This is a genomic window from uncultured Maricaulis sp., from assembly GCF_963976135.1.
GTDB lineage: Bacteria > Pseudomonadota > Alphaproteobacteria > Caulobacterales > Maricaulaceae > Maricaulis.
The window spans coordinates 1-24724 of the sequence record NZ_CAXBKN010000036.1 but is presented as its reverse complement, the minus strand read 5'-3'; the positions used below and the strand labels follow the sequence as shown (position 1 = coordinate 24724).

At 62.3% G+C, this 24724-nt stretch carries 25 protein-coding genes and 1 pseudogene; 14 read left to right on the top strand and 12 right to left on the bottom strand.

Translation table 11 applies throughout. From position 1 onward, the window contains the following. Nucleotides 1-161: 161 nt before the first annotated feature. Both dksA and AAC023_RS06820 read right to left on the bottom strand, forming a co-directional pair. Nucleotides 162-527 carry an RNA polymerase-binding protein DksA gene (gene dksA / locus AAC023_RS06825; protein WP_339739478.1) on the bottom strand — a complete coding sequence of 122 codons (366 nt, stop codon included), beginning with the start codon at nucleotides 525-527 and terminating at the stop codon, nucleotides 162-164. Between the two features lie 239 nt (nucleotides 528-766). After that, on the bottom strand, nucleotides 767-1177 hold the full coding sequence (locus tag AAC023_RS06820) for a flagellar assembly protein FliX (RefSeq protein ID WP_339739475.1): 411 nt from the start codon (nucleotides 1175-1177) through the stop codon (nucleotides 767-769). Nucleotides 1178-1424: 247 nt separating this feature from the next. Between AAC023_RS06820 and AAC023_RS06815 the strand changes: the two genes are divergently transcribed. Genes AAC023_RS06815 through AAC023_RS06805 form a run of 3 tightly spaced genes read left to right on the top strand, consistent with a single transcriptional unit; the run spans nucleotide 1425 to nucleotide 3330 of the window. After that, nucleotides 1425-2540, top strand: coding sequence for a flagellar basal body P-ring protein FlgI (locus AAC023_RS06815; protein ID WP_339739473.1), 1116 nt, complete (start codon nucleotides 1425-1427; stop codon nucleotides 2538-2540). Further along, nucleotides 2540-2884, top strand: coding sequence for a rod-binding protein (locus tag AAC023_RS06810; protein ID WP_339739471.1), 345 nt, complete (start codon nucleotides 2540-2542; stop codon nucleotides 2882-2884). Before AAC023_RS06815 ends, AAC023_RS06810 begins: the two co-directional genes overlap by 1 nt. Then, a complete protein-coding gene (locus AAC023_RS06805) occupies nucleotides 2881-3330 on the top strand; it encodes a flagellar basal-body protein FlbY (protein ID WP_339739469.1) in 450 nt (149 codons plus the stop codon). The genes AAC023_RS06810 and AAC023_RS06805 overlap by 4 nt, the downstream gene beginning before the upstream one ends. A 55-nt stretch (nucleotides 3331-3385) precedes the next feature. On the opposite strand, the gene AAC023_RS06800 is transcribed toward AAC023_RS06805, so the two are convergent. Continuing rightward, a complete protein-coding gene (locus AAC023_RS06800) occupies nucleotides 3386-6106 on the bottom strand; it encodes a hypothetical protein (protein WP_339739467.1) in 2721 nt (906 codons plus the stop codon). Between the two features lie 98 nt (nucleotides 6107-6204). Then, entirely contained in the window at nucleotides 6205-6990 is a 786-nt protein-coding gene (locus AAC023_RS06795; RefSeq protein WP_339739465.1) for a glycosyltransferase family protein, read from the bottom strand. A gap of 122 nt (nucleotides 6991-7112) precedes the next feature. On the opposite strand from AAC023_RS06795, the gene pseB reads away from it, so the two are divergent. The 5 genes from pseB to AAC023_RS06770 all read left to right on the top strand — a co-directional run bounded on the left by pseB (nucleotide 7113) and on the right by AAC023_RS06770 (nucleotide 11724). Then, nucleotides 7113-8186: a UDP-N-acetylglucosamine 4,6-dehydratase (inverting) gene (pseB, locus tag AAC023_RS06790; RefSeq protein ID WP_339739463.1), complete on the top strand. Its 1074-nt coding sequence runs from the start codon at nucleotides 7113-7115 to the stop codon at nucleotides 8184-8186. Then, nucleotides 8186-9229: a UDP-2,4-diacetamido-2,4,6-trideoxy-beta-L-altropyranose hydrolase gene (pseG, locus tag AAC023_RS06785; protein ID WP_339739461.1), complete on the top strand. Its 1044-nt coding sequence runs from the start codon at nucleotides 8186-8188 to the stop codon at nucleotides 9227-9229. The genes pseB and pseG overlap by 1 nt, the downstream gene beginning before the upstream one ends. A 50-nt stretch (nucleotides 9230-9279) precedes the next feature. After that, entirely contained in the window at nucleotides 9280-9933 is a 654-nt protein-coding gene (locus AAC023_RS06780; protein ID WP_339739459.1) for a formyltransferase family protein, read from the top strand. A 76-nt stretch (nucleotides 9934-10009) separates the two neighbouring features. Continuing rightward, nucleotides 10010-11095 carry a pseudaminic acid synthase gene (gene pseI / locus AAC023_RS06775; RefSeq protein ID WP_339739457.1) on the top strand — a complete coding sequence of 362 codons (1086 nt, stop codon included), beginning with the start codon at nucleotides 10010-10012 and terminating at the stop codon, nucleotides 11093-11095. Beyond that, nucleotides 11092-11724, top strand: coding sequence for a pseudaminic acid biosynthesis-associated methylase (locus AAC023_RS06770; protein ID WP_339739455.1), 633 nt, complete (start codon nucleotides 11092-11094; stop codon nucleotides 11722-11724). The genes pseI and AAC023_RS06770 overlap by 4 nt, the downstream gene beginning before the upstream one ends. Here AAC023_RS06770 and pseC read toward each other — a convergent pair. The 7 genes from pseC to flbT form a co-directional block, all read right to left on the bottom strand. Further along, nucleotides 11721-12887 carry a UDP-4-amino-4,6-dideoxy-N-acetyl-beta-L-altrosamine transaminase gene (gene pseC, locus AAC023_RS06765; RefSeq protein WP_339739453.1) on the bottom strand — a complete coding sequence of 389 codons (1167 nt, stop codon included), beginning with the start codon at nucleotides 12885-12887 and terminating at the stop codon, nucleotides 11721-11723. The two genes, AAC023_RS06770 and pseC, sit on opposite strands and share 4 nt — an antisense overlap. Before the next feature lie 113 nt (nucleotides 12888-13000). Next, the gene (locus AAC023_RS06760; RefSeq protein WP_339739451.1) at nucleotides 13001-13831 is read right to left on the bottom strand and encodes a flagellin; all 831 of its coding nucleotides are present in this window, start codon (nucleotides 13829-13831) and stop codon (nucleotides 13001-13003) included. 200 nt (nucleotides 13832-14031) lie between these two features. Continuing rightward, nucleotides 14032-14400: a flagellar protein FlaG gene (locus AAC023_RS06755; RefSeq protein WP_339739449.1), complete on the bottom strand. Its 369-nt coding sequence runs from the start codon at nucleotides 14398-14400 to the stop codon at nucleotides 14032-14034. 106 nt (nucleotides 14401-14506) lie between these two features. Further along, on the bottom strand, nucleotides 14507-15331 hold the full coding sequence (locus AAC023_RS06750) for a flagellin (RefSeq protein WP_339739447.1): 825 nt from the start codon (nucleotides 15329-15331) through the stop codon (nucleotides 14507-14509). Nucleotides 15332-15675: 344 nt separating this feature from the next. Beyond that, entirely contained in the window at nucleotides 15676-16500 is an 825-nt protein-coding gene (locus AAC023_RS06745) for a flagellin (RefSeq protein WP_339739444.1), read from the bottom strand. 366 nt (nucleotides 16501-16866) lie between these two features. Next, entirely contained in the window at nucleotides 16867-17241 is a 375-nt protein-coding gene (gene flaF, locus AAC023_RS06740) for a flagellar biosynthesis regulator FlaF (RefSeq protein WP_339739442.1), read from the bottom strand. After that, the gene (gene flbT, locus AAC023_RS06735) at nucleotides 17241-17627 is read right to left on the bottom strand and encodes a flagellar biosynthesis repressor FlbT (RefSeq protein WP_339739440.1); all 387 of its coding nucleotides are present in this window, start codon (nucleotides 17625-17627) and stop codon (nucleotides 17241-17243) included. The genes flaF and flbT overlap by 1 nt, the downstream gene beginning before the upstream one ends. A gap of 192 nt (nucleotides 17628-17819) precedes the next feature. Here flbT and AAC023_RS06730 point away from each other — a divergent pair, with 192 nt between their 5' ends. The 6 genes from AAC023_RS06730 to AAC023_RS06705 all read left to right on the top strand — a co-directional run bounded on the left by AAC023_RS06730 (nucleotide 17820) and on the right by AAC023_RS06705 (nucleotide 24337). After that, entirely contained in the window at nucleotides 17820-19604 is a 1785-nt protein-coding gene (locus AAC023_RS06730; protein WP_339739438.1) for a tetratricopeptide repeat protein, read from the top strand. Further along, nucleotides 19601-20617, top strand: coding sequence for a hypothetical protein (locus tag AAC023_RS06725; protein WP_339739436.1), 1017 nt, complete (start codon nucleotides 19601-19603; stop codon nucleotides 20615-20617). The genes AAC023_RS06730 and AAC023_RS06725 overlap by 4 nt, the downstream gene beginning before the upstream one ends. Before the next feature lie 69 nt (nucleotides 20618-20686). Then, entirely contained in the window at nucleotides 20687-21664 is a 978-nt protein-coding gene (locus AAC023_RS06720) for a sulfotransferase (protein ID WP_339739434.1), read from the top strand. Beyond that, nucleotides 21661-22710 (top strand): hypothetical protein, encoded by a 1050-nt coding sequence (locus tag AAC023_RS06715; RefSeq protein WP_339739432.1) that lies wholly within the window; start codon nucleotides 21661-21663, stop codon nucleotides 22708-22710. Before AAC023_RS06720 ends, AAC023_RS06715 begins: the two co-directional genes overlap by 4 nt. Then, nucleotides 22707-23435, top strand: coding sequence for a hypothetical protein (locus AAC023_RS06710; RefSeq protein WP_339739430.1), 729 nt, complete (start codon nucleotides 22707-22709; stop codon nucleotides 23433-23435). Before AAC023_RS06715 ends, AAC023_RS06710 begins: the two co-directional genes overlap by 4 nt. Continuing rightward, the gene (locus AAC023_RS06705) at nucleotides 23432-24337 is read left to right on the top strand and encodes an N-acetylneuraminate synthase family protein (RefSeq protein WP_339739428.1); all 906 of its coding nucleotides are present in this window, start codon (nucleotides 23432-23434) and stop codon (nucleotides 24335-24337) included. The genes AAC023_RS06710 and AAC023_RS06705 overlap by 4 nt, the downstream gene beginning before the upstream one ends. Before the next feature lie 6 nt (nucleotides 24338-24343). Here the strand turns inward: AAC023_RS06705 and AAC023_RS06700 are convergent. After that, nucleotides 24344-24724: pseudogene (locus tag AAC023_RS06700) on the bottom strand (cupin domain-containing protein); the annotation flags it as partial.

Sequence of the window (24724 nt, the reverse complement as noted above, 5' to 3'; positions counted from 1 at the left end):
TCTAGGCGGCATCAGCGACACGAACAGCCGGCCGGCCTTGCGCGAAATCATGTCGCAGCAGGCGGGCCGGGCAGAAACCCCGCCACCATCGGGCTCATCTGGGCCGTCACGAGCAATCGTGGCGGCCCTTTTTTTTGGGAAAGTGGAAGCGTCAGCCGGACCTAGTCGTCGCGGTGGACGCGTTCCTTGCGCTCGTGACGCTCCTGCGCCTCAAGGCTGAGCGTGGCGACCGGACGCGCGTCGAGCCGGGCCAGGCTGATCGGCTCACCGGTGTCTTCGCAATAGCCGTAGGCATCGTCCTCGATTCGCCGCAGGGCGCTGTCAATCTTCGAGATAAGCTTGCGCTGGCGGTCGCGAGCGCGCAATTCGAGCGAGCGATCTGTCTCGGTCGAAGCGCGGTCGGCAATATCGGGCAGCGCGCCCTGGTCCGCCTGCAGATTGGAGAGTGTCGACTTGCTTTCGCGAAGGATGTCTTCCTTCCAGGCGATCAGCTTGAGACGGAAATACTCCTTTTGCCGCTCATTCATGAACGGCTCGTCATCGCTGGGCCTGTACCCCGCGGGGAGTTCGATCGGTTCGGATTCCATCATCGCCCTCTACTCAACAATTGTCAGCCAACAGGCTCTCCCCCCAGAAAGCGGGCGGAGCATATGCACGGAGTCCGCCGAGTCAACGCGGTCACGCTGCTCACCGGTTTGGTGCAACTAGCAAATTTCTGACCAGGTTGGGAAATGGTCGACGCAGGACCGGCAAACCGGCGGGTGAATCAGCCGAATTTCGCAAGCTCGACGGCTGCCCGGATCTCGACTTCATCCAGGGCAGCTTCAAGCCCGGCATCATTGGTGTCATCGCGCCGGGTCTGCAGCAGATTCATCAATGAGACGAGTTTCGCTTTCGGCAGCCCGCCCTCGAGCAGGGCGAGCTTGAGCTCGTCGAGCACATCGAGCAATTCCATCGCCCGGCCGGTGGCTTGTTTGCGCGCTTCATTGAAATCGCCAACCGATTGCAGTGCCAGAATGGCATCAACCGAATTGATACCCGTCATCGGAGCGCTCGCCATCACCGCGGAGGATTGCGCCGCCTGCTCAAGCGTGAACGTGTCGCCGCCCGCCCGCGAACCGGAGGCGCGCTTGCCGGAAGAAACTGAGCTCGCTGAGCGGGGTCCTGTGACTTTCATGACGAGAATCGCTTCCTGTTCGATAGCCTTCAGGGATGCGCTGCCGCCGTTAACAGAGCCTTAATCCGGCAGGCCTGCCCGGCAGATCTTGCCCGGCGATTGCCGCCACCGGCGAGTTTTACCGCCTGCCCCGGCAAGGCACGCCCCATCAACCAATTGATTTCAAACATAATTTTTTATGCCAGCAGCTTCCGGTTCTGGCACACGATTCGCAATGCCTGGGAGGACAGTTTCCGGAGACCGCAAAATGCGTCTGCTCATCGCCATCATCACCGCCTGCCTCTTGTCGGCCCCTGGCCTCGCCTCGTCCCGAATCAAGGACATGGTCGATGTCGAGGATGTGCGCGACAATCATCTGGTCGGCTATGGCCTTGTGGTCGGTCTCGACGGCACGGGCGACTCACTGCGCAATTCCAGCTTCACCAATCAGTCGCTCAACGCGATGCTCGAGCATTTCAATGTCAATACGCGCGACGCCAATCTGAATACCCGCAATATCGCGGCCGTAATGGTCACGGCCACACTCCCCGCCTTCTCCTCGCAGGGGTCGCGGATTGACGTCACCGTCTCGGCGATCGGCGATGCCGGGAGCCTGCAGGGCGGGACATTGATCGGTACGCCACTGTTCGACAGCCATGGCCGCGCCTGGGCCGTCAGCCAGGGAACGCTGACCATTGGCGGCTTCGCCGCCGGCGGCGACGGTGCCTCGGTCACGCGCGGCGTTCCGACCAGCGGCCGCATCGCCAATGGCGCCCTGGTGGAAAACCCGTTTGACGGCACCGGGATGGACCCATGGCAGGAGATTGCCAATCGCACATCCCTGCGTCTTTCCCTGCGCAATCCCGATTTCACCACCGCCCGCCGCATGGCCAGTGTCATCAATACCTTCATGGGCGCCACGGCGGCGCGGGCGACCAATCCGGCCACCGTCGAGCTGAGCCGCCTCGCCTCCTATAATGGCGACATGATTGATCTGCTGTCCGAGATCGAACAATTGCGCGTCCAGCCGGACCAGCCTGCCCGCATCATTATCGACGAGAATACCGGCACCATCGTGATGGGTGAGAATGTCCGCGTCTCAACAGTCGCGATCGCCCAGGGCAATCTGACCATCACGGTCCGCGAAAGCCCGATCGCCAGCCAGCCTGCCCCCTTCTCCGAGGGTGAGACCGTCGTCCTGCCGCGGACCGATATTACGGTCTCCGAGGACAATACCCAGCTCGGCGTCCTCGATGGCGGCGTCTCGTTGAGCGAGCTGGTCGACGGGCTCAACGCCCTGGGCGTCACACCGCGCGACATGATCACCATCCTGCAATCCATCAAGGCAGCCGGTGCGCTGCAAGCGGAAATCGAGGTTCTGTAATGGAAAGCCTGCTCGACCTTCAGCTCAACCAGGCGCTCGGCGCCTCGCGTTCAGGCAATCTCACCGCCCAGACCAGTGGCACAACGGCCGATGCCGCCCGCGCCGCGGCCGAGGATTTCGAATCCGTCTTCCTGGCGCAGATGATGGAAGCCATGTTTGCCCAGGTCGGTGAGGATAACCCCTTCGGCGGCGGCCCGGGCGAGAATGCGTTTCGCGGCATGCTGAACGAGGAATATGCCAAGGTCATGGCGCAGGCAGGCGGAATCGGCCTGTCCGATCGTCTGACCTCGGAAATCCTGCGCTATCAGGAGGCCGCTGACAGCCAGGGCGGAGAAAGCCAATGACCGAACTCGCAGCACGAAACGGAACCGAACGCGCCGAGGCGCTCCTGCGCCTGACCGGCCGCCTGACCGAGCTGATCCGCGGCGAAACCCAGATGTTTCAACGCCGCCGGCCCCAGGACGCTGTCACGCTGCAGGACGAGAAGACCAAGCTGGCCAATATCTATCGCGGCGAAGTCGCCCGGGCCCGCAACGAGCCCGCCCGTTTTGCCGGCGCCCCGGTCGCGCTCAAGAACAGCCTGCGCGAGGCGACGGTCAGTTTCCATGCCGCCCTGGCCGAGAATGCCCGCGCCGTCACGGCGATGAAGGTGATTACCGAAGGCGTTGTGCGCGCCATTGCCGACGAAGCCGAACGCCAGCGCAGCACCGGCCATGGCTATGGTCCCGGCGCCGCCCAGCGGCCACAACAGACGCGCGGCCTGTCAATCGCGCTGAACCAGACGGCCTAGGCGCCCGGGCCGCATTCTGCTGGCGGCGCCAAAGCCGGAATGCTGCCAGCCAGACCTAGTATAATCCGCCGCTCGACGAGCCGCCCAGGCGTTCCAGCCCGGCGGAGTAATTGGCCAATTGCTTGGTCAGATAGGCGGGCACTGTGCCGCCGCGCTTGCCGGGGCCCTCATTGAGCAAATTCTTCAGTGATGCCGGCGTCGTCAGCTCGCGATAAGCGCGCTGGACGATCGTCATGGCGTGGCTGATCGCGTCAAAGGCGGTCTTCGATTCGTCCTTGTCGGACAGGCTCATCAGTGTTGGCAGATCCATCGCAAACAGAGGCGGCGCATCGGCCGAACCATCCTTGTCGAGGGCGGAGACGCTCTTGACGATGGCGCCCGGCGCCATGCCGAGGGCCTTGAGCAGATCGCTGCCTTCCGAGCCGGCGAACAGCTCGATGGTCGAGCCTTCCTTCGGCGAAATGCGCAGGGCATCGCCATTGGTCGCGCGGCGGACATCGGCCGTGCCATCGAGAATCAGGGCGCCATTGATCTTGAAAGTGAGCGAACGCATCGTGTCATCGGCATCGATCGAGATTTTCTGGCGGCGGCCGCCATTTACCGAAAGATAGAAATGGTCGCCATCGCGTGCGGCCGTGCGGTCGGTGACGACACGGCTGTCGGAATAGGTCAGCGTTCCAGCCGGCAGGCCCAGCGCGTCAAGCACGGAATCCCCGCCGGCAACGACGGAAACGCCGGTCGCCTCACTGATACCGCTGCGGCCGCTGAGCTGGACTGCCCAGTCAAAGGCCCCGTCGGCGGCGTTGAAACTGGCAGCAAAGGCGTCGCGATCACCGATCAGTGACTGGCCTGGCAAGGCGCCGGTCGTCTTGCCGGCAAGATAGAGCTTGCTGCCGTCCAGTGTGATGGCATTGGCCGTCTCATCCTTGTCGGAGCCGAGGAAGGTTGTGTAGTCGACCGTCGCCGAGGCGCCATCGGTCAGCTTGACAAGAACGGCATCGCGCTCGCCGCCGGAATGGGCAATGAGGGGCGCGCTCGGCGCGAAACTGCCGCCGGCGGAACCGGCGATATAGATATTGCTGCCATCCACCGCGATATCGCCAATCCGGCCCGCGCCCATATCGCCGAGCGACTGGGTCCAGAGCGGGCCGGCGGTCAGGTCGGCGGCGTCATACTTGCGGATCACGCCGGTGCCGTCTTCCTGGCTGGCGACAATCAGATTGCCGTCCGATGCCATGGTGATGGCCGAAACCGTGTCATCACCAACGCCGCCAATCCGTGTCGTGGCGAGCGTCGTGCCGCTGGAATTGATCGCCCGCAGATAGCCGTCGCTGGCACCGCCCAGATGATTGGCACCACCGAAGGCGCTCGATGCCTTGCCGGCGACATAGATCGTGCCATCGCTGGCAATCGTCACGGCATTGGGCTGGTCGTCGCCGCTGCCGCCAAAGCGCGACAGCCATTGCTCGACGCCATTGGCATCGTATTTGGCGACAAAACTGTCCTTGCCGCCGACATCTGTGGTCGTGCCAAGCCCGCCCTCGACGACACCGGCGACGACGACATTGCCGTCATCATCGACCGCGACGCTGGTCGCGCTGGCCTCGGCGGCCGCGCCAAGCACCCGGCTCCAGACCATCTTGCCGGTAGAATCATACTTGGCCAGCACCATGTCGTGCTCGCCCTTGATATCGGCGCCGCCGAGGGCGGCCGACGTCGTGCCGACGACGAAGACACTGCCATCGGTAGCCGTCGCGCTGGACGTGATCTCGAGCGGGTTGACCTCTTCCTTGGTCCGCGTCTCGCCATCCTCGCCGCCGACCACGGCAACCTGACTGGTATCAGACGCGGCTTCGAGCCGGGTGGAGAAAGCGGTCGTCGGCGCCGCGGCACCCAGATCGGTCAGCTTGACCACCTGGCCTGCGGCATTGTCGTTCATCCCGGACGTGCCGGCGAGATAAATGGCCGGGCTGGCGGATGCGGCGCTGAAGCTGACCACCTCGGTGGAGATACCCGAAACCTTGAAGCCGTAATCATTGCCGGGGATGATATTGTCTTCATCCGGCGTGCCCAGTTTGACGCGCGAAAAGCGCGTCAGCACGCCAGCGCCCTCCAGCGCCGTATTGATATGGGCGGAAACATTGTCGAGCGAGCGCGTCGTGGCGCCCATATCGGCCAGATTGATGGCGATGTCCTGCGTCACGCCATTCTTCTTCACCGAGACGGTGAATTGCACATCGCCGGTCAGGCTCGCCACTTCGGCATCATAGGCACCGGTATGCACCGTGCCCGTGACATAGACGGACTCGCCACGGCTGATCGCGACCGAACTGTCGGCGCTGGACAGCTGCTCGCCCTTGAGCAGGGTGAGCCCGTCGAGTTTCATGGAATCATAGAAGCTGTCGAGCTGGGCCAGACCTTCGGCGAAGCGCGTATTGATGAATTTGCGGTCGGTTTCCGAGACCGTCTTGTCCATCGCCTTTTCGGCCAGGGCGGACAGGGTCTTCAGTCCGACATAGAGATCGAACAGCGCCTTGTAGTCATCCGGGGCGTTGAGATCGGAGAAGGCGCTTTTCTTGGAGTCGAAGAACTCACCGCTGGCAAGGACGCCGCGGCGCAATTCCTCGATCGACGCGGTCGAGCTGGAAACATCCCAGGGCGGCGTCACACCGGCGGCGGCCGCCTGGTCCGCGGTCCGGGTCTGGGGCGCGATATTGGACGCCTGCGACGCGCTCAGCTTGGCCTGGTACCAGCCATTCAGTACTGAAAAATCCAACCCGTTAACGGCCACGGCGCAAAATCCCTATGATCCAACCTCCCAAGCTAGACCCAGAGTGCGAAGAAAGTCTTGCCAATCAGGCTCGAAAGCCCGCTCTACGCGGCTTCACGCAGGGCAAATGGTGCGCTGATAATCTCCGCCTGCTGCGAATTCTCGAGCCGGCACTCATCGATCCGGCCGGCATTGATCGCCACCAGGTCAGGACGCCGCAGGCACAGCGCCGCCAATTCTGCCGCCGAAGCGGTGGCCGCGGCCTCGCCAAGCTCGTCATAGACCGCCTGGAAGAATTGCAGGTCTTCGGCATAATCCAGCGTCCAGCGCAGCCGCTCCAGCCCCTGGCCCGGCCCTGACAGCGAGGCATGGTGGAGATGCGGGTTCTGACGCAGCCAGGGCGTCACATGTTCGCGATCCCCCGGCTCTCGGGCCAGACGGTCGGCGCGGTAGAGCAAAACGGACGGAAAGACCTCGCAGTCGAGCCCGTGCGGGAAGAGCGCCGGCATCGAATTGCTGGCATAGTCGGCATGGGTTTCATGCAACAGCTCGATCACCCGCCCGCAGATCTGCGGATCGATGAAGGGGCAGTCGCTGGTCACACGCATAATATATTCAGCGCCACAGTCGCGCGCGGCTTTGGCATAGCGTGACAGAACATCGTGTTCCGAACCGCGGCTGACCGCATAACCCGCCGCGCGCGCCGCCTCCGCGACAACATCATCGGCGTCCGTATCCGGAACGGCCGCGATGACATGGTTCGCCCCGGCTATACGGGCGCAGCGGTCGAGCACCCGCACCAGTGCGCTCTTCGATCCGAGTGGATTGAGGATTTTTCCCGGCAGGCGGGTCGAGCCAAAACGGGCTTGAACGATAATCGCGAGGGACATGACCGGCCTTGAAAAGTGGTCTGATGAAACAGGGTTCTGGCAGTCTCGACGCCGGCCTCCTAACGCCTCGTTAACCGCTGCACGCCAGCGTCGTACCGAATAGGCGAATCGCGAGACCCAATATGGCCAAGACCCCGATCGAAGAAGATGCCCTGGAGCAGCTGATCACGAGCCGCAGCTTCAAAGAGCCGCGCATCGATCTGGATGGCAAATCGATACTGATTACCGGCGGCACCGGCTCATTCGGCAAGCGTTTCGTTGAAACAATTTGCCGCGAATTCAAGCCGCGCAAGCTGATCGTCTTCTCGCGTGACGAGCTCAAGCAATATGAAATGGCGCAGCAATTCTCGCCAGGCGATTATCCCTTCCTGCGCTATTTCATTGGCGATGTGCGTGATGAATCGCGCCTGGAACAGGCCATGCGCGGCGTCGACATCGTCATCCATGCCGCCGCGCTGAAACATGTGCCGATCGCCGAATACAATCCGTTCGAATGCATCAAGACCAATGTCATGGGTGCCGAAAACGTCGTGCGGGCCACAATCAAATGCGGTGTGAAATATGTCTGCGCCCTGTCGACCGACAAGGCCGCCAACCCGATCAATCTGTATGGCGCCTCGAAACTGGCCGCCGACAAGATCTTTACAGCCGGCCAGCATATGGGCGGCGCTGACGGCCCGATTTTCTCGGTCGTGCGCTATGGCAATGTCGTCGGCTCGCGCGGGTCGGTCATTCCCTTCTTCCGCAAGCTGATGGAAGACGGCATCGATCACCTTCCCATCACCGATCCGCGCATGACGCGTTTCTGGATCACCATCGAGCAGGGCGTCAATTTCGTACTCTCGACCCTGGCGATGGCGCGCGGCGGCGAAATCTTCGTGCCGAAAATCCCTTCGATGAGCATGGTTGATCTGGCCCACACCATCGCGCCCGGCCTGCCGCACAAGCTGATTGGTATCCGCCCCGGCGAAAAGCTCCACGAAATCATGGTGCCCTCCGACGATGCCCGCTCGACGATTGAACTCGCCGACCGCTTCGCCATCCTGCCGGCCTATTCCGGCGAGCTGATGGCGCGCTATCTCAGCCAGGGCGCTCACCGGGTACCCGATGACTGGTCCTATTCCTCGGACAACAATGCCGAGCAACTCGATGCCCCTTCCCTGCGCGAACTGATAGGCGAAGCGAACGCGGCCTGATGCCCCAGCCGGCCCGTCCCCGCCGTTTGCTGTTCCGGGCCGATGCCCGCCCCGAGCTGGGCGGCGGCCATATTATGCGCTGCCTGTCACTGGCCGCTGCCCTCAAAGTTCCTGAGATCAGGATCGCATTTGCCTGCATGCCCGGCAGTGCCGAGCTTGTCCCGGCTCTGTCGCGGTCCGGACTCCCGGTGATGGCGGCGCGCTCGACCGCCGATTTCGATCTGCCGGCGACCTGGGATGGCCGGGCCGATGCGGTCGTCATCGACCTCTATTCCTCGACCCGGACCGAGGAGAGCCGGTTGCGCCGGATCGCGCCAGTGATTGCGGTGCTCGAGGATCTGCCTGAACGGGCGCATGATTGCGATCTCCTGGTCGACCAGGGATTTGACCGGCATCCGGCGGATTATGCCGATCGCGTACCGCCCGGCACGACGCTCCTGCTCGGCCCCGACATGGCGCCCCTGCGTCCCGATTTCGGCCGCCTGCGCACAGCTTCTCTGGCCCGGCGCCTCCGCCACCCCGGCCTCGCACGTGTGCTGGTATCGATGGGGCTGACCGATGTCGGCGGGATCAGCGCACAAATCGTCGCCCTGGTTCGCGCCAGCCTTCCGGGGGTCACGCTCGACGTCATTCTCGGCCCGCGCGCGCCCAGCCTGCCCGGCTTGCGGCAAGCGGCGCAAAATGATCCGGACCTCAACATCCTGGTCGATATCGACGATATGGCGGACCGCGTCATGGCCGCAGACCTGGTGATTGGCGCCGGTGGCGGCAGTGCCCTGGAGCGCTGTGTGCTCGGCGTTCCGAGCATTGTCATCATCCTGGCCGAAAACCAGCGGCCGGCGGCACGGGCGATGGCGAAAGCGGGCGCTGCCCTGGTGATCGAAACACCCGGGACGCTGGCCGATGATCTGCCCGCCCTGCTGCGCTCGGTCTCGGCACAGCAATTGGCGGAGCTGTCGTCCAGCGCGGCCCGATTGTGCGACGGGCGCGGCGTGGAACGCATCGCCAGCGCCTTGCTGGAGCGGATCGCCCGGCACGGCTGAATGGCCGCCCGACAAGACTCGGTTAAGCTCCGCGCACCAGAGTCTGCGGCATGCACGTACTGATTCTTTCCCCCTATCCTGACGCCCTTCTCGCCCCGGTTGCGGCACGGGGGGACCGCGTCACCATGCGTTCGGATCTGCTCACCGAGGCCGAATTCGAGACCCTGGGTCCGGACTGGATCATCAGCTATGGCTATCGCCGCCTGATCACCCCACCGGCACTGGAAATGTGCGCCGGGCGAATCGTGAACCTGCACATCTCCCTGCTGCCCTTCAATCGCGGTGCCGACCCCAATTTCTGGTCCTGGGTCAATGACACCCCGAAAGGGGTCACGCTGCACCTCATTGATGAGGGCATGGATACCGGCCCGGTTCTGGTGCAGCAGAAGGTCAAGCTCGACCCGCTCACCGAAACCCTGAGATCAAGCTATCTGCGACTGCGCCAGGAAGTCGAGACGCTGTTCGCCATCCACTGGGATGATATTGTCAATGGCCGCCTGCAACCCCGCGCCCAGACAAGCTGCCTGCCGATGCATCGCGCCGCCGACAAGGCCAGGCTGTTCGCCCTGCTGCCTCTGGGCTGGGACAGTCCTGCCAGCACCGTCATGGGTCTGCCGCGCATTGCGCCGGAGCTATGGGAGAGTGCGGATATTGAGCCGGGCCGCACCGGCGCGCTCACCGGGCGGGGTCGAACGGCAAATTAAGATTCGCGGCCGAGTGTCGGACGCAGTCTTCACTGGTGATTCGCTTCGTGCGCAACGCTGCTGTCCGAGAACCGTCATGCCTACAGCCAACGATCCCTCATTCGATTTCGCCGGCCGCCCGGTCGGGCCCGATCACCCGCCGCTGGTTATTGCCGAGATCTCGGCCAATCATCTCGGCCGCATTGATCGCGCCATCGAGTCGATAGAAGCCGCCGCGGCCTGCGGAGCCGATGCAATCAAGATCCAGACCTATACCGCCGATACCATCACGATTGATCATGACGGCCCCGGCTTTGTGATCGAAGGTGGTCTGTGGGACGGACGATCCCTGCATGAATTGTATAGCGAGGCTCACACGCCGTTCGAATGGCATGGCGAACTCTTCGCCCGCGCCCGTGAACTGGGTGTGCCGCTTTTCTCCACCCCGTTCGATCACACGGCGGTCGAACTGCTGGAATCGCTCGATGCACCCGCCTACAAGATCGCCTCGTTCGAAATCACTGACCTGCCCCTGATCGCCCGCGTCGCGCGCACCGGCAAACCGATGATCATGTCGACCGGCCTGGCCAATCTGGCCGAGATCCACGAGGCCGTGCGCACCGCGCGCGAGAATGGTGTCGGCGGGTTGGCGGTGCTGCATTGCCTTTCCGCCTACCCGGCACCGATCGATCAAGCCGACCTGCGCACCGTGCCACACCTGGCTGAAGCCTTTCAGGTGGTGGCCGGTCTGAGCGACCACACGCCCGGCACGGCCTGCGCGGTCGCCGCCGTCGCCCTGGGTGCGCGCGTCATCGAAAAGCATTTCACCCTCTCGCGGGCCGATGGCGGCCCTGACGGCTCTTTCTCGCTGGAGCCGGATGAACTCAAACGCCTGGTCGAGGACTGCCACAACGCCTTCGCCGCCCTGGGATCGGTGCGCTACGAGCTGGCCGGCTGTGAACGCGGCTCGCTGAATTTCCGCCGCTCGCTCTATGTCGTGCGCGATATCGCCGCCGGCGAGGCCTTTACCCCTGACAATATCCGCTCGATCCGGCCCGGCCTCGGCCTGGCCCCGAAACACATGGATGAGATAATCGACCGGCGCGCCACACGCGCCCTGAAACGCGGCGATCCGCTGGCGATGGAAATGATCGACTGGCGCACATCTGGAGAGACAGCATGACCGACACAACCCAGCTCGACGCCTGGCGCGGCGAATTCGGCGATGAGTATATCGATCGCAATGAGACCCTGACCGACGCCCTGCGCATGCGGACCCGGATGTGGGCGGAGATGCTGAAGGGCACCCATGGTGCCGAACCGGAGAGCGTTCTGGAGGTCGGCTGCAATATCGGTCTGAACCTGCGCGCCATCGACCGGCTCTCGGCCGCGATACTGTACGCGGTGGAGCCCAATGCTAAGGCAAGGCAGCGCTTGCTTGACGACAGGGTTGTGGCAGCCGAACGGCTACATAATGCGACAGGGCAGAAACTGCCCTTTGGCGCCGGCGAAATCGACATGGTGTTCTCCTCCGGCGTGTTGATTCACGTCCATCCCGACGATCTCGGCACCGTCGCCGACGAGATGCACCGGGTTTCGAATCGCTGGATTCTGGTCGCCGAATATTTCTCGACCAAGCCCGAATCCATTCCGTATCGTGGACGTAACGACCTGTTGTTCAAGCGTGATTTCGGAGGCTACTTCCTTGACCGCTTCGACGATCTGGAGATCGTGACTGACGGATTCCTGTGGCAGCGCTCCACCGGGATTGATGACCTCACCTGGGTCTTGTTCCGCAAGAAGAACCGCTAGCCGCCCAGCACCGCGTCCAGCGCCGCCACCACCCGCGCCGGATCGTCCGCCGCCATGTCCGTAAACAGCGGCAGGCTCAGCGTCTGGGCATAATATCCAGCCGCACCCGGCGGGGTCTGATCGCCATAACGCCTGCGATACCAGGGCTGTGACGGCACCGGGATATAGTGAACCTGTGAGCCTATCCCGTGTGCCTGCAGGGCCCGCATAATGGTGGCGCGATCCGTTCCGGCCGCAGCAAAGTCGATCCGCACCGGGTAGAGATGCAGACAGGGGTCACAATCAGGTGTTCGAACCAGCGCCTTCACCAGCGGATGCCCCGCCAGCAGCGCATCATAAGCCGCTGCAAGCGCTTTGCGTTTGGCAGCGAAGGCATCCAGGCGATGCAATTGCGACCGCGCCAGCGCCGCCTGGACGTCGCACAGGCGGTAATTCCAGCCCAGCTCCTGCATCTCATGCCACCAGGGATCGTCCTGGCCCTGTTCCATCCGCGCCGGATCGCGCTCGATCCCATGACTGCGCAAACGCCGCAGCCGGGCCGCGAGGGCCGCGTCACCGGTCGTCACCATACCCCCCTCGCCGGCCGCAATTGTCTTGACCGGATGGAAAGAGAAACACGCCGCATCGGAATGCTCACACGCCCCAACCGGCTGCTCCTGCCAGCGCGTGCCCAGCGCATGACAGGCATCCTCCACCAGTCTGGCACCGGCAGCATCAGCAATTTCCCGCATCGCCGCCATATCCTCGCACTGCCCGGCCAGATGCACCGGCAGAACGGCGCGCAACCGCGCCCCGGAGGCACGCACAATCGCCTGCCGCAGCGTGTCCGGGGTCATCAGCCCTGTGGCGGCATCAACATCGGCAAACACAACATCGGCACCGCAATAGATCGCCGCATTCGCCGTCGCCATGAAGGTGATGGCCGGCACGATGCAGACATCACCGGACCCGACATCCAGGCCGGCAAGCGCCAGGTGGAGCGCTGTCGTGCCATTGGAACAGGCGATGGCATGTGGCGCACCGGTGGAGGCGGCGAAATCCGCCTCGAACGCGTCGACGGCCGGACCCGTCGTGAGCCAGTCGGAGCGCAGCACTTTGGCGACCGCTTCGATATCACTGTCGTCAATCGACTGCCGGCCATAGGGCAGGAATGGTCTGGGCATGGTGAGTCCTCCGGACGCGCCGCATCATGACGCGAGTCGCTCAAACGAAAACGGCACCCGCTTGGGGTGCCGTTCCGCAGCAAGACAGGCCGTGGTGAGGCAGGCTTACGGGTCTACTGGAAAAGGTTGAGAATGATCTGGGGCTGCGAGTTGGCAATCGAGAGCGCCTGGACACCCAGTTGTTGCTTGACCTGCAAGGCCTGTAATTGCGCGCTTTCAACCGCCAGATCGGCATCGACCAGATTCCCCACCCCCTTGGTGAGGGCATCCACCAGCTTGGCGACAAAGCCGGAATGGGCTTCGAGCTTCTTGGTGTCCGAACCGAGATCCGCGAGGGATTGATTGACGTTGTCGAGACTGGCCTGGATGTTCGCCATCACCGAAGTCGCGAGCGTCACCGTGCTCAGGCTGGCAGTCGCCGGAATCGTCACGATCGCGCCACCAATACTCATATCCTGGGACTTCAGGGTCACTGTCCGCGCCGCATCGGCATCGGCGAGGAACTCCACTCCATTGGTGACCGAACCATCGAGCAGATTGGCGCCGTCGAATTCGGCATTCTCGATAATCACGCGGACCTGGTCGAGCAGGGCCTTGAAATCGGAATCATAGGCCTGACGCGAATAGGTATCGATTGACGGATCCATCGCCGCCATCGCTTTCTCGCGCATCTGGATCAGAAGATCGGAAATGGTTTCGCCGGCGGCCAGTGCAACATCGCCAATCGTCGTGGCGCGGTTGAGACCGGTCTGGACGGCACCGAGAGCACTGATATCCGCGCGCATGCCCTGGGCAACCGCATAGATGGCGGCATTGTCCTTGGCACCGGAGATTTTCAGCCCGGTATTGATCCGATTCTGAACGCCATCCATCTGGTCATTGGTCTTGTTGAGATTCTGCAGCGCAATCATCGCGGCGGTGTTGGTGTGGACACTCAAGGTCATGCGATATTCTCCCGCAATTCACCGCGCCACAATTTCGTGACGCCTTGGAATTACGAGCGCAAATGCCATGCCGGTCCGCGGATATGGAAATAAAGGCGCCATTTCAGCGCCTTAGATAAGTTCACAAATATTGTCAGATGGCGATAAAGTCGCAAATTGCCGAGTCGTGACGGCCAGGCCGGTCAGTTTTGCCCAGCAAGTCAGGCGGTCTTGTTGACCAGGCCAGCTTTGAATGTGCGCAGATATTCGACAAGGTCTTGGCGCGTTTCCGGCGGCCAGCGGCGCACGGTCTCGCCGGTATCAGTGTCAATCATCAGATAGACGAAGTCACCGGATTCAGCTTCACGCTGAATGCTGAGCCGGGAATTACCCAGCAGATCGCGGGACAGACGCTCCAGCTCCGCGAGAACTTCTTCGGACGGACGCTCTGCAGCCGCTCGTACGGCCGATTGCTTTTCGATGGGCGCTATGCGGGTCGGATCAGGCCGGGAACGGTCGCCGAGCGCGTCGCGCGCATCCAGGTGTGGATTAGCCACCAGCGGCGGCCGAGTATAATTGGTATCAGCCATTTTCTCATCGCTGACGTCGAGGCGTCAGCGCCTCCAGATTTCCTTCCGTCAATTATCCAGGGAAGGTGGATGGCGGACCAATTGATCCGCCATCCGGTTCCGTGGATTAACGGAAGTAGCCCAGGATCGTGCTCGGAGCGCTGTTCGCGATCGACAGAGCCTGAACGCCAAGCTGTTGCTTGACCTGCAGGGACTGCAAACGCGCACTCTCTTTTGCCAGATCGGCATCGACCATATTGCCGATACCCTGCGTCAGGGCGTCAGCCAGCTTGCCAACGAAATCCTTGTGAATGCCCACGGATTTCGAGGCCGTACCCAGGCGAGCCAGGGAACTGTTGAGGTTGTTCAGAGACGTCGAAATGGTACCTGCGAGTGTCGCGGCGGTACCGGCAGAATCCATCGAAGCCGTCGCGGCCAGCGTAACGACGCCGCCACCGAGCGAGAGATTCTCGTCAGAGATCGAGATCGTGGAAGAACCCGAAGCATTCGCCAGGGCCGAGATCGACGTGACGGTGTTATTGATCAGGTTGGTTCCATTGAACGAGGCGTTCGAGACGATCTTGCCGATCTGGTCGCGAAGAGCCTTGAAGTCTTCATTCAGTGCGGAACGCGACGCCGTGTCGAGGCTGGTGTCGGACGCAGCAAGCGCCTTGGACTTCATCTCGATGAGGATGTCGGAAACGGCTTCACCGGCGGCGAGGGCCACGTCAACCGTCGAAGCCGCGAGATCCAGCGAGCCACCGACAACTTCATATGCCTTGACGTCGGCACGCATCTTCTGGGCGATAGCGAACTTGCCGCCATCATCTTTCGCGGAACTGACCGCAAGACCGGTGGTGATCCGGCTCTGGACCGTCTCCAGGTCACGATTGGTCATGTTCAGCTGCTGCAGCGCAACCATGGCGCCGGTATTCGTGTTGATAGTAGCCATTTCTTGGCCCTTTCCGTTCTGGTTTATGCCGGGCGTTTTGCCCGATGGACCTTCTGATCCACGGAAATCCTCGCAAACTACGGGCCAGAAACGCCCCGCCGAAACAGGTTAATCGGGGGAGAGATGGCGGTGCTGGTGTTGTTCGGGGAGTCGCGCTGTTCGCGGTAACCATTGGCTGGGCAAAAACTGCAGCCCCAAGCATGAAATAGTCCGGCAGAAATTGCCTACCGGCAAAAATTTATGATTTACAAAGAGTTAATTCCAGATTGCGGGCATGCTTACGGCCCCCCGCTTGCGGAACCAAAAAAACCGGGGCCGCCCGAAGGCGGCCCCGATCAACGAAGCTACTGGAAGAAGGACAGGATGGTTTGCGGGTTCTGGTTGGCAATCGAAAGTGCCTGGACCCCCAGCTGCTGCTTGACTTGCAGCGACTGCAGGCGCGCGCTCTCTTTCGCCAGATCCGCATCGACAAGATTCCCGATGCCCACTTCAAGGGCGTCAGAAAGCTTGACCACAAACTCCCCGTGAATTTCCAAAGACTTCGATGCCGTGCCGAGGCGCGCCAACGCAAGGTTCAGATTATTCAGCGAGGTTGAGATCGTTCCCGCGATGGTATCCGCAGTACCGGCCGACGCGAAGGAAGCCGTCCCGGTGAGCGTCAAGACGGCGCCCCCCAAGGTCAGATTCTCGTCGACGATCGAAATCGTACTGCTTCCGTCGTCATTTGCCAGGGCAGAGACAGACGTCACGGTATTATTGATCAAGTTTGTGCCATTGAATTCGGCGGTACTGACCATCTTTGAAATCTGGTCACGCAGGGCCTTGAAGTCTTCATTCAGGGCCGTCCGGGACGCTGAGTCCAGAGAAACATCAGATGCCGCCAGTGCCTTCGCCTTCATCTCAATGAGCAGATCCGAAATGCCTTCGCTCGCCGCAAGCGCGACGTCGACGACGGAACGGGTCCGGTTCAGACTGTCTTTCACAACTTCATACCCACCGACTTGGGCGCGCATACGCTGGGCGATGGCGAACTTGCCGCCGTCATCCTTCGCGCCTGCCACATCCAGGCCGGTGTTGATCCGTTGTTGAACCTCAGTCATTTGAGTGTTGGTCTTCGTCAGGTTCTGCAGAGCCACCATGGCTCCGGCGTTGGTGTTCACTGAAAGCATAATCGTTCCTCCATTCTGGAAGTGGTGAAGTCGTTCTTGACTTGGACTTTTTGTCCTGCCCACACAGTCGCAATCCACATGCCAAGGGCAATGCCGGCAACCGATTGTTTTTGTGCTGGTTTTTATGTTTGTGAGAACACTTCATCCGGACCGCGCCCGAAACTGCAGTCCAATTGTGCCGACCCGGCAGAACCTGCCTGTACCGGACACTGGGTGCGATCACGCGGTGAGCCGGCGGCATGGCACCGGTCCCGATGCGTTCGTCAGACACCCCGGAAACGCCAAAGGCCGGACACACGAATGTGCGCCCGGCCCCCAGATATCCAGTCGTATCACAATATGGAAGACGTCAGCCGGAGCGCCCGGTCAGGCGGCGCTATTGGCCGCATTTGGCGGCGGTGCCAGGCCCTGCATGATGGTGCGGTTCAGGTCGATGAGGACTTCGAATTCGCCATTGCCGCGCATCACCTGCGAGGTGTATTTTGAAACAAAGAGCGAGAGCGAAATGATCGAGGCCCGAAGCTGGTCAGGCAGCTTGTTATCGACGCTGGCGCAATCGGCGCCGAGATTGGACCAAAGCCTGCGATTCCAGTCGAGCGCGTCGATCCGGCTCGAAATCTCGATCCGATCCGTCTCTGACGCCTTCATCAAGGCCCGTGTCACCTGGGCAAACAGCCGGTATTCCGTCGACCGCGGATCTTCGACCCGGGTCGAGGCTTTCTGATACGCTTGAAAGGACATTATTTCAGGCGCTCCCCTTCAAATTCAATCAATTTCTTGCAGCGCATCAACGCCTTGTAATACTCGCCCGCCATCACATCACGGCTAATGGTGACGCAGCTCGACAGAATCTCGGTGGCCGTTACGGCGCCCATGAATTCATTCATCCGGAGCACGAATTGCTCATACTGAAGATCGTCGGCCTGGTCAGAAAGATACATCATCATGATCGGGAAATAGATATGGCGGGCCGGGGTGGTGACCTGGTCAGCCTGCATGATGTCCTTCTCGCGAAGCACGGAAGCCCGGTTCTGCAACAAGAGCGTGGCACGGCGGTCACCATTCTCCACAACGGCTCCGTTCAGCACGAACTTCTCGCCGGGTTTGAGCGAGATTTTCAGGGCCATGTGAATTCTCCAGTCATCTCAGCTTGGATTCGCACAATTTCAAACCGCACGTTGGCAAACCTGAGTGAAGAAAAGGTTTCGGCAGTGCGGCGTCAACAGCAAGTCCGGTCGGCGGCGCGTTAGCAAGTTTTAAATCGAATCCCGTCCTGCTGCTGCCGGATTCCAAGCTACACCAGACCCTATAGGCCTTGTATGACCGACGCAGCCCTGATTGACGAGTTTAACGCCGAGGCCGAGTCCGCGAAGAATGACGCGGTGGGCGCGCGCGGGGCACGCGGCCGGCTCAGCACCGAACTTCGCCTGGGCGTCGTCCCGAAAGCGCAGCGCGACAAGTATCGCAAGGCTGCCAGCCTGGTGACACGGGGTATTAAATTATCCGATGAGGGCGAACACCAGGAGGCCTCGAAATACGTCCTCCGGGCCCTCGACATTGCCCCGGACGTCGCGCTGACCAATCACGCCGTCGGCCTGATTCTGTTTCGCGTCGGGCGTCTGTCCAAAGCGCTGGAATACTATGAACGCGCCTGGAAACTCGACCCGAAAGACGCCGAAATCTACCTCAATATGGGGATTGTCGCCTGGAAGCTGGACATGCTGGAAGCGGCGGAGAAATTCTACCGGCTCTGCGTTCAGCTCGACCCCGGCAATCTGAGCGGAATCACCAATCTGGCAAGCGTCCTTCGAGACCAGGCACGGATCGCCGACGCAATTGAAATCCTGCGGTCTGCCATTTTCCTGCACCCGGAAAATGTCGAATTGTGGAACTCGCTCGGCACAGTCCTCGCTGAATCCGGTGACCCGGCCGGCGCCATAACCTTCTTCACCGAAGCCTTGCGATTGAATCCCAACTTCGCCCGTGCCCACAACAATATGGCCAATATGTACGAGCTGCTCGGCAAGCCGGTCGAGGCGGTTGAGCATTTTGAACTCGCCCTGAGAAACCCCCAGGACGCGATGGATCGTGCAACCATGGAGCATGGCCGCTCCCTGCTCCTTCTGGCCTGCGGGCGTGTCGAGGAGGGCTGGAAGGCTCAACAGGGCCGCCTTGACCCAAACAATTCGCAAGCGACGATTTTCGCGATGAGCTGCCCGCGCTGGGAGAGCCATGATCTCGCCGATATCAAGGGCAAGATCGTCGTCCTTGTCGGCGAACAGGGCCTGGGCGATGAGGTCCTCTTTCTCAACACAGCCCAGGAATTGCTCAACGCGATCGGCCCGGAAGGTGAGTTGAGAATCGCCTGTGAATACCGGCTCGTGCCACTCGTTCAGCGCTCATTGCCCCAGGCCAGGGTCGGCAATCATACTTCCGTGAAGCTTGAGGGGCGCGATGTGCGCACCGCCAATCATCTCGATGATGGCGCCGACTACTGGACGCCAATGGGCGATCCACTCATCGCCCTGCGTCCATCGCTGGAGAGTTTTCCCAAACGCGCTGCCTTTCTCACGCCCGATCCCGAGCGCGTCGAGGTCTGGCGCGACTATCTCGACCAGATCGGCGACGGGCTCAAAGTCGGCATTCTCTGGAAATCACTGAAAATGACGGTGCGGCGGGCGCGTTTCTTCTCTGAATTCGAGGACTGGAAACCGATATTCGCGGTCGACGGCGTCCACTTCATCAACCTGCAATATGGTGAGATCGCCAAGGAACTTCAGCAAGCCAAGGATATGTTCGGCGTCGACATCCATCAGCCCAAGGGCATCGACCTCAAAATGGACCTCGACGATATAGCCGCCTTCGCCTCGAGCTGTGACCTGGTGATCGGGCCAATGAATGCGACCAGCAATCTGGCTGCCGCATCCGGTGGCAAGGTCTGGTTTATTCACGCACGGTCAACGGCCTGGCCTCTGCTCGGCACCGATCATATGCAATGGTATCCCCAGACCCGCTCGTTTTTCGGCACCGGCTTCCGTGACTTCAACAACATCATGCCGCAGGTCGCTTCGGACCTCGAGCAATTGGTCAAAGACCGGACATGAACGGCATGCCCGCCCGGCTGGCGATCCGGGCCGATGGCGATAGCCGGATCGGCCTGGGTCATATGATGCGGTGCGCGGCGCTGGCGCACGCCCTGCTGGACGCCGGGCATATCCTCACCTGGTTCAGCCGGACGCCGCAGACCGTGCCCGCCAGCCTGGCCCATCGGATCGATGTCCGGCCCCTCGCCCCCGGGGGGGAGGCGGCCGGCAGCCTGTTGCAAACGCTTACTGATACGCGTGTCGACGGCCTGATCGGGGACTGGCAGATCACCGACGCCCCGCTCTGCGCACAGCTGCGCCGCGCCGGCTTCTGGCTGGCGCTGATTGGCAATCATCACAATGGTGCCGAGGCCGATCTCTTCATCCACCAGGGATTCGGAGCGCCCCTGGCAGGCGCGCTGGCGCAGATATGCGAGGGCCCTGAACACATTCTTCTCGCCCCAGGCTATGCCGGCCGTTCGCCACGCACCATCCGATCACCGGTGCAACGCCTTCTGATCTCACTCGGCGGTAGCGATACGCCGGTCCTTGGCGCTGTGCTGGATGCCCTCGATAACCTGCCCGAACTCGAAGGCGTCATCATCGACATCAAACGGGCGGTGCCAGGCACGACCACCCTGCCCGCAACCGGCCTGCTGGACGAACTCTGCGCGGCCGACATCGCCATACTCGGCGCCGGGACCACACTGCATGAGGCGGCAGCGACCGGCCTGGCTGCGATCGCCCTGCCGATCGCAGCCAACCAGCGCGAGCGGGCCAGGCAATTCCAGGCGCTTGGGCTCGGCATCAGTCTGGATCCCGCCGCCGAGGGTTTTGCTGAGGGTTTACGGCAGGCCCTGCGCGAGCTGATGCAAACACCGTCCCGGCGTCAAGCCTTTGCCCGGGCGGGCGAAGCGGCAGTGGATGGCCGCGGTGCCTGCCGGGTCGCGAGCCGCATTTCACATCTTGTTTCAGCCACACAGACACGATCGAATTCAACCATTTCAAGCCTGGCGGCTGGTCCGGCGACCTGAATCAGGCGCAGTATTTTCTGTCCAAGCCAACACAAAAGCTGCCAATCGGCCGCACCGAGGGAGACCAGGGTGGGTAACGCACCAATACATCAACACCCCGGCCCAGGGGCACCGGCCGTAACCGGCTGGCCGGACTTTCTCGTAATCGGTGCGCCGAAGTCCGGCACCACCTCGCTCTATCACTATCTGCGCCAGCACCCGGACATCTTCCTCTCGCCGACGCGTAAAGAGGGGCGCTTCTTCTCCGACATCTGGAAGGGCGCGGTCCATTGGCCCGCCTTCTATCATTTCGACGCACCATGTTCGGCTGCAGACTATCAGGCCCTGTTTGCCGCGCGACGTAACGAGGTCCGCGCCGGCGATGTCTCGCCCGATTACCTCGCCTATGCCGACATCGCGGCACCGCAGGCGCTGTCACTGTGCGGACCGGCAACCCGGATCATTGCCATATTGCGCAACCCGGTCGACCGCGCCTGGTCGCACTATCTTCAGAATGTCCGGCGCGATGCGGAATTTCTCTCCTTCGCCAAAACCCTCGAAATCGAAGCCGGGCGCAAGGCGGCCAATTGGGGCTTTCAATGGCTCTATACCGATACCGGCCGATATGCCGGCAAGCTCCAGCCCTGGATGAAGTGCTTCGAGCATTGCCTTGTCCTGCTCCAGGACGAACTCGACCATGATGCCCCCGGCACAATGCGGCGCATATTCGAATTTCTCGACCTTGATCCCGATGCGCCGGTCTCGCTGCAGGAGCGCTATAATACCGGCGGCATTCCGGCCGCCAAACTCCCTGTGCTCGCAGGCGCCCATGACCATCGCTCGGACGAGAGTTTCGAGGCCCTGCACGCCGAACTGGTCGCGCCGGTCAGCGGCATATCCTCGGCTTCTACCGCCGATGGCGTCTATCCGCCCCCGGGTGCAGCCCCCGTGCAGGTTCCACCCATGGACGCCAATACCCGCGCCATGCTGGAGGCACGCTTCGCGCCCGAAATCGACGCATTGGAACGCCTGCTCGGTCGCTCCCTCGACGCCTGGAGGCCGGCATGATGTTGCATGAGCTTTCCACCGGCGTGCTGGTCACAGGCGTTGGTGCCCCGCCAGGCCTCGGCACGGTCCGCTCGCTCAGACAGGCCGACAACGCGCTGAAGATCGTCGCTGCGGACCTCAACCCCCTCGCCGCCGGCCTGTTCGAGCCCGGCGTCGAAGCCCGGCTCCTGCCTGCAGCCAGCCATGCCGCTACCTATCGCGCCGCCGTATCCGAGATCTGCGAAACACACGGCCTCGACACCATCATTCCCGGCTCGGAGGCAGAAGCCGCCGCCCTCGCCCCGATCGCGCGGGAGTGGGCGGGTCGGGGTCTGCGCGTGCCGGTTCCTGATCCGGATGTGCTACGCTTCGGGATTGATAAGGGCCTGCTGCTGAGCCGCATCGCAGAAGCCGGCCTGCCGCTGCCGCGCACTTTGCAGCCGGAGACGCTCGCAGATCTGGAGAGCTGGGATGGCGATTTCCCCTGTGTGCTCAAACCGCGCTGTTCACGCGGTGCGCGCGGGGTGAGCTACCCGGCCGATATGGCGACGCTCAAGCGCGACTGGCCGCCCACCATGGCCGAGCACGGCCCATGCCTGGTGCAAGAGCGCATCCCCGGCGGCCCCGAAACGATCTACACCATCGGCACGCTCTGGAATCGCGGCGAGCTAGTGATCTCCACCCTGCATCGCAAGCTGCAAACCAATCCCCCCAGCGGCGGCGCCGCCATTGCCGGCGAAACGGTGGTCGACCCCGGCCTGACCGAGGCGGGCCTGGCGATCCTGCGCGCCACCGGCCCCTGGCACGGCCTGGCCGCCGTCGAGCTCAAACGTCCCTCTCCGGACGCCCCGCCCTATCTGCTTGAGATCAATCCGCGCATGTGGGGCTTTGGCTATCTGATGACGCTGGCGGGGTTGAATGTCCCGGCCTTGCTGGTGCGCATGCTGGCAGGGGCCGAGCATCTGGCTGGCCATATCCCGTCAACCATTCCGCCCTATGCTCCGATGCGCATGGTCCGCTCCTGGCAGGACGTGGCAATTCCACCCGATGTCGAGGGCATCACATGAAGCGTACGATCGCCGTCATCCAGGCCCGGATGGGCTCCAGCCGGCTGCCGGGGAAAATTCTCGAGCCGCTGCATGACGACGTGTCCCTGCTGGCCTATCAATGCCGCCGCCTGCGCCGTATCGAAGGTGTCGATGAGCTTGTGATTGCCACGACACAGGCCCGGCGCGACGATGTCATCGCTGCCCTCGCCAAAGCGGAAGGCATCCGCGTCTGCCGCGGCTCCGAACGCGATGTGCTGAGCCGTTTCGTCCTCGCCGCCGACATGACCCTTGCCGACACGCTGGTGCGCATTACCTCGGACAGCCCGTTTCGCGACCCGGCGGTGATCGCGCGCTGCGTTGCCGAACACCAGGCTCACGGCGCCGAATACACCCGGCCCGAGGCCGGCCATCTTCCCCGGGGGCTGCGCGCCGAAGTCGTCGAAGCGCGCGTGCTGCGCCAGATCGATCGCGATGACGCAACAACCGACCGCGACCGCGAACATGTGACCATAAGAGTGCGCGAAAACCCGGACGCCTATCGCTGCCTCACCCTCGCCTTCCCGGAGGCGCTGCATCACCCCGAATACGATCTCTCGGTCGATACCGCCGCGGAGCTGGGCTATGTGCGCATGATCCATTCCAGGCTCGCGGCCCGCGGCTGGCCAGTCGATACCGGCCATATCTGCGCCCTGCTGGCTGAAATCACGCCGGCCCAGTCGGTGCAACAAGGAATAGCCTCATGAGCCCTGCCATCACACTGATCGCCGAGATCGGCTCCAATCATGGCGGCAGCCTGGACGAGGCCAAACGCTATATCGAAGCCAGCGCCAAGGCTGGTGCCCATAGCGCCAAATTCCAGTCACTGACCCGCGAAGGCCTGATCGCCCGCAAGGCGAGGGATGCCGCAAGCGGGACATGGATCGACAATCCGCGCTACGCTGCCTTCACCAATCAGGGCCTGCCCGATCACTGGCTGCCAGAGCTCAAGGCCTGCTGCGACGACAATGGCATCGAATTCATGTCGACCCCGTTCGATCTGGAGGCTGTCGACAAGCTCGAGGCACTGGGCGTCAAGCGCTACAAGATTGCCTCGGGCGACCTGACCTTCACGCCCCTGCTCGAGAAGATCGCCGCCACCGGCAAGGCCGTCATCATGTCGACCGGGGCGAGTTACCTCGAAGAGGTCGCGACCGCCATCAAGACGGTGCAAGCCGCCGGCTGCAGCGATCTGACCGTGCTGCAATGCACGGCGAGCTATCCTCCCAGCTGGGAGGATCTCAACCTCAATGCCATTTCAACGCTGAAGTCCGCCTTCGGCCTGCCGGTCGGTCTGTCGGATCATTCGCCGGGGCATGTCGCCCCGATCGCGGCGGCGGCGCTGGGTGCGACGGTGATCGAGAAACACGTCACCTTCGACCGCACCACACCAGGACCGGACCATCCGTTCGCGATGGAGATGGATGAATTCGCCAGCCTGGCCCGGGATCTGGCGGCCCTGTCGACCGCACTCGGCGATGGCGAAAAACGCCCGGCGGCGAGCGAGATCAATCGCCGTAATAATCTGCGCCGCGGCGTCTATGATCCGGACACGGGACTGCCAACCGATGCCGCAAACGGCGTCTGGCTGCGTCCACAATACAAATAGCCAAAATCAGGCGGTCCGGATCTTGTCGATCTTGTTGGCCGAGACACCGTCAACCATGGTGCGGTTGATCATCGGGTGATCCTCGTCCTGGGGTCCGAAATCGCTGTCGGGATGATAGGCGATCACGCGCATTTCGCTGTCGAAGGTGCGAAATTTGTGATTGCCCTCGAACGGAATGCGGAACATCACGCCCGGCTCGAGCGGGATTATGCCTTCCGGCGTCACGCATTCGCCGCGGCCCGAGAACACCACGCCGATACGGTCGGACGGGTGTGTATGGGGGGTCTGATCGATGCCGGGCGGGAAATAGAGCAGGTTGAGACAGGCATCGCCCATCCGCACCGGCGGGATCAGCAGGCTGTCGGTGCAGCCATCGATATATTTCAG